This is a genomic window from Streptomyces sp. NPDC127084 (genome assembly GCF_042724175.1).
GTDB lineage: Bacteria > Actinomycetota > Actinomycetes > Streptomycetales > Streptomycetaceae > Streptomyces.
In genome coordinates, this window is the sequence record NZ_JBHXFA010000317.1 from 1 (window position 1) to 654 (window position 654).

At 71.6% G+C, this 654-nt stretch carries 1 protein-coding gene; it reads left to right on the plus strand.

Features of this window, described 5'->3' with window-relative positions:
* The coding region (locus ACFWI9_RS33715) for a PQQ-binding-like beta-propeller repeat protein (protein ID WP_387168967.1) at positions 1-574 on the plus strand (574 nt) is incomplete at its 5' end.
* Positions 575-654: the final 80 nt, after the last annotated feature.

Genomic DNA, 654 nt, shown 5'->3' on the forward strand with positions numbered 1-654 from the left:
CACCGGCCATTGGGTGACATCCCCGGCGGTGGCGAACGGCGCCGTGATCGTCGGCAGCGCCGACGGCCTGATCTCGCTGGAGGCGGCCACAGGGAGCGCGCTGTGGAGGACGCCCACGGACAAGTCGCTGCACTGCGCGCCGACCGTGACCGGCGATCGCATCCACGTCGGATGCGGTGACGGCCTGCTTTCCTTCCGGACGAAGGACGGCAGCGAGCACGAGGACTTCCCCGGAGGCGGCCCCGTCCGCGCGTCATCCGCCACGGTGGTGGACGGGATCGCCTACTTCGGCAGTGACGACGGCCATCTGTACGGGGTCGACGCCGAAACCGCCCAGCAGCGGCTCGCGTTCCCCACGGCCGACAGTGTGGACTCCACACCGGCGGTGGTGGGCGGCGTCGCCTACTTCGGCAGTGACGACGGGCACCTGTACGCCGTGGACACGGTGGCCAACAAGCAGCTCTGGCGGTTCGCCGCCAAGGGCACCTTCTTCACGGAGTCGTCGCCCAGGGTGTCCGATGGGGTCCTCTATATCGGCACGTACGGGGGCGAGTTGCTCGCGATCACCGTGTAGGCGGCGTGCGGGGCGCGCGCCCCGCGGGGGGGGCCGCCCCGCAACAGGGGCACACCACCCCCCACGAGGAGTGCGCGGGG